The sequence below is a fragment of the Clostridium sp. DL1XJH146 genome (assembly GCF_054819755.1).
The window spans coordinates 1-4,476 of record NZ_JBTVVN010000083.1; the positions used below are offsets into that span (position 1 = coordinate 1).

Annotated in this window: 5 protein-coding genes; all 5 read right to left on the reverse strand. The window is 29.0% G+C overall.

Annotation, left to right across the window (positions count from 1 at the left end):
* Positions 1-272 (reverse strand): DUF4064 domain-containing protein (locus ACVHXK_RS18490; RefSeq protein ID WP_461207886.1); only part of this gene is annotated, 272 nt, incomplete at its 3' end.
* Positions 273-473: 201 nt separating this feature from the next.
* A complete protein-coding gene (locus ACVHXK_RS18495; protein WP_461207887.1) occupies positions 474-1,190 on the reverse strand; it encodes a hypothetical protein in 717 nt (238 codons plus the stop codon).
* Positions 1,187-2,191 (reverse strand): helix-turn-helix transcriptional regulator, encoded by a 1,005-nt coding sequence (locus tag ACVHXK_RS18500; RefSeq protein WP_461207888.1) that lies wholly within the window; start codon positions 2,189-2,191, stop codon positions 1,187-1,189. Before ACVHXK_RS18500 ends, ACVHXK_RS18495 begins: the two co-directional genes overlap by 4 nt.
* Before the next feature lie 58 nt (positions 2,192-2,249).
* On the reverse strand, positions 2,250-3,635 hold the full coding sequence (locus ACVHXK_RS18505) for a PD-(D/E)XK nuclease family protein (protein ID WP_461207889.1): 1,386 nt from the start codon (positions 3,633-3,635) through the stop codon (positions 2,250-2,252).
* Positions 3,636-3,765: 130 nt separating this feature from the next.
* Positions 3,766-4,224: a DUF6241 domain-containing protein gene (locus ACVHXK_RS18510; RefSeq protein ID WP_461207890.1), complete on the reverse strand. Its 459-nt coding sequence runs from the start codon at positions 4,222-4,224 to the stop codon at positions 3,766-3,768.
* Positions 4,225-4,476 lie beyond the last annotated feature (252 nt).

The window sequence follows — 4,476 nt, forward strand, 5'->3', positions numbered from 1 at the left end:
GCAAATGAAATAGAAATAAAAATCCCTATCCCTGAGATTAAAAATCCCCAAGCTGATACTTTTTTATGTTTTTTAATTAGTATAATTGAAACAAGACCTACCATAGCAAAAATAAATGCTGCAAATGACAGTCCTCCAAGACCACTTGAATCACCTGAAACTGCCTCTGATAAGCCACCCATAAATACTGCTATAAATGAACCTATTAACCCTGAAACAACACCTAGAATTCCTAACACCATTTCACCAGTTCTTGAAATTGAATTTTTCATTCTTTTCCCTCCAAATATCTTATATAGTTTTTAACTATCTGTATAGTATCACGGGGTATATGACAGAAATTGTATGTTTTTAAATTTTATTACAATAAATTTTAAAGATTTTTAAATTTCTAGTTATATATTTAAATATTAATGATTTCTATACAAAGAAAAAAGCAGTCCCATAATGAACTGTCTTACTCAATATCTACCCTAATTCTCTACTAGTCCTTCAACTTCAAATTTTCCGCCAAATAAGTAAAACCAATATCTTTGTAGTACATCTCTTGTTTCCTCAATTTTTGTGTTTGTACTTAAAGTATGAGTTAATACTATATCTGAATTATTAGTTACTTCTTTTATACCACTATAGTATGCTTTATTCACTTCCCATACTATTGCAAGTAAGTCTCCATTTTCTCCAGAAAAGGGATTAGTAACTCTTCCTTCAATATAATTTTCTTCCTCAACCCCTACTCCAAGTTCTTCTATTTGTGCTAATTCAGATTCGAATAATTCTTTAAACTCATCATAATCTTCCTGTAACATATTATTAAATTCTTCAGGATCTATAGAAAAACATCCTTCTTCGTCAGATTCACTTATTCCAACTCGATAGGCATCAATCATTAAAAATGAATGTTTAAATAATTTTTCCACTTGACTTTGTCTGTCACCTAATCCTTCAAGTGACAAATCCATTCTTTTCGTAATAGCTGTATATTCCCCACTGCCAATCTCATTTTCTTCTTCATCAACATTATTTTCTTCATTAATGGTAGAATTATCTTTATCCATAATCACTTCATTATCATCTGATGATTTATTATTACTCTGATTATTTGCACATCCATTCATCATAATCACTGATAAAATCGTCATACTTAATACTATTACCTTTATAGTTTTTAGCTTCATTTTTTTCATCATTTATCTCCTCCATATATTTGTGATAATTTATTTACTGTATCTATTATTTCTTCTCTAAAGGCCTTTGATTTTAAGACTTCGATTGCTTCACCATGGCTGAGAATCCAAAATTTAAGCCCTCTAGTACTGCCTTCTGTTTTTACCAAATATTGTCCATCTTTAAGTGTTGTAATTTTAGCTTTTGGTAGCTTGTCCTCAACAGCTTCTAAAGATCTTCCTGTATATAAAAATTCCACATGCTCCTTATTTCCTAAGTACATAAACTGACTATTTTTTCTAATCTCACCTTCCTCTAACTTAGGTATTTCATTTATATCAAATCTTTCTTCAGTTATAATATAGTCTTTAATTCTATCTAATCTATAAGGAATTGTACCCATAGGCTTAAAACTATCCTCCCAATCTATATAAGCAATTAAATAAAAATAATACTCTGAAAACATTATACCTTGAGGTATTACTTTTCTTTTGGTGCTTACTTCATTTACTTTACCATTGGGACCTATCTTGGTATAATCAATTATTATTTTTTTATTTTCTCTTGCAGCTTCACTCAAATCCCATATTTTTTCAATTAACTTATCATCCCCATGTCTTGGTTCTTCATAATTAGCTTTTTCACTATATATGATTTTTTTAATGAAAGATTCATCATTATTACAGCAGTTTGCAACTAATTTGTCTAGTAAAAAGTTCATCTGACTATTACAAAGCCCCCTACTTTCTAATAATATTTTTGAAATAGTCAATATATCTTCTTTTGATATATATAATTTCTCCATAGATTTTAGTACATACCCATTTAATTTTTTATTATATTTCACAGCTACATCTAAAAAATCTGTTTCCAGATCCTCCTGTAAGCTAAGATTAATCTCCTCTATGTATCTTTCTACAGTTTTAGTGCTTACTTCTAGCTTATTAGCTAATTCTTTTTTATTTAAGACTCCACCTTTAGCTAGAATCTTATACATGTAAAGAAGTGCCTGAGGTTTTTTCATTGTACTTACCCCTTTCATCTGATTGATAACCCCGCTCCTCATAATTAACCAACATTACTCATTCTAAAATTTCTACAAAATTATATTGCTCAACAATTTTAGGAAGATTATTTTCAATCCAATAAAGTACCTTTTCTTCATTAAAATAAGTTGTAAACCTATTAACAGCAGTTACAACAGTATCTTCATATTTTTTTACATTATCAAGATTATCCTCTTCAATATCATAAACTCCTGGTAAGCTTACTTTCATTGAAATAACTACTCCAACAGTTTCTTTACCTTTAACTATTACAGCATCCTCATCAAAACAAGTTTTCAAAGAATTTGAAAGCTTTAGTTTTATACTCTTATACTTAGCCCCATCGCCTGTTATTTCAACCTTTATAGTAGCACTTTGTCTACTAGGTCTTTCCATCCAATATTGAAGACGAATTTTATTACATAGTTCTTTATCTAACTGCCTCAATTTTCTTTCAAAATCAATACTAACAATCTTAATACATCCATTAGAATTATTGGATTTCCATTTTTCTTTGGAAATACCCCTTTCCAAATTTTCCTTAAATAATTTTATGAATTCAGATTCTCCTTTAGATACTTTATTATAAAAATTAAGTCCTAATTTCTCAAAAGCTTTTTTATGTAATCTTAAGCTATTTCTAATTTCTGAATCCATTTCATTAATTCTTATATTCGATAGTTCCGCTAATTCTTTTTCATGCTTTTTACTTATTCTATCTACCAAATCATTAGTATAATCATCAAACATATACTGCTGCTTTTTTAAGCAACTCCTAAATTCTTTTAGTAGAAACTCTGCTTGTGAAGTTTTTTCATAGTTCTTTAAATGACGTAGCCACTGATCAAAATTATCATAATCCATAATAACGAAAGGTTCCGCTGGAGAAGATTCATCATTATCATCAGGCACAATATAAAGATGAAGTGGTTCATATTCCCCTAAATACTTAGGTGAATTTCTAGCCCATTTTGCATAATCTACTGTTTGATTATTTGTTTCTTTAGCCTCAACCTTATATTCAATAATCAGAATTGGAATTATTTCATCCTCATTTCCCGCAATACTAACGAGTATATCCATTCTTCTCTTTCCATTATTGATAGCATGTTCTGTCTCAACTTGTACGCTATTAAAATCTAATTTATCAATAACAATAGGATCTATAAATTTATGATTTCCAAAATTATCATTTCCTTGGGTTGTAAGTGCAAAAGCTTGAATCATCATACTTTTTAATGGCTTATAACTCATTCCATGTGAAGCATTTTGATCTAATAACCATCCTACAAAAGCTGAATGTGTAATTTCTCTTTTCTCAACATTTAATATGTGAAATATTGTATTATCGTTAAGCTTATCCTCTAATAATTGAAAATCCTTGTCCATTAATAACATATTTAATATATCTCTCTTATCCATACTAATACACCCCTATCAATATTCTTTAATTTATAGTTTTAATCTTTTCCAATAACACTGATTAATTCCCACCCTTGTTCTCTACACGTCCTTGAACTTGAAATCTACGGAAAGCTCTTCATCTAGCTTATTATTTATATTGTTCTCTTAGTGCAGTTGCTCTTCCTATAGTACCTCCTAACTGATTCCACAGATAATTGTGATCTGTCACTCCTTGAGAAAAATCTTCTTCTTTCCACCTTTCTAAAATTTCTAATAATCTTTCCTTATCTTTAAAATCTGATGAGGATACTTCTTTAATTAGTTTTGATACAGAACTATCTGTTATATCTTCCTCAGTCCAAATGTCATCTGCAACTATTAAAGTATTTGACATATTATGCATTTCATTTATAACTGCAGTTCTACTACGGACATTGACATTTGTATCTTCTTCATCATCTTTTAAAATAACTTCTTCATCTGTATCACTCATCGCTACTTCGTTTTCTTCCTTTGGTTTTTCATTCACATTATTTCGTTTGTCACTACATCCATTAAATATAACCGCCAATATAGCTAACATAATTATCAATATACTTTTCTTCATTTTGAAGCCTCCTAAATATTTGTTTTTATATTAATTAATCTAGTCTACATACCCATTATAAAAAATACACATAGACAGTTACTGTCTATGTACTCAAAAATTTCTATTTACTTTTATAATTTTAAAAATCTATCTAATTCAATTTCCACGCCTGTCAAAATCTTTTTCAATTTCTTTTTTCCAATCTTGACTAATTGATTTACTTACACGATACTCACTAATTACATCACTCACTGCCTCATAATTTAATCT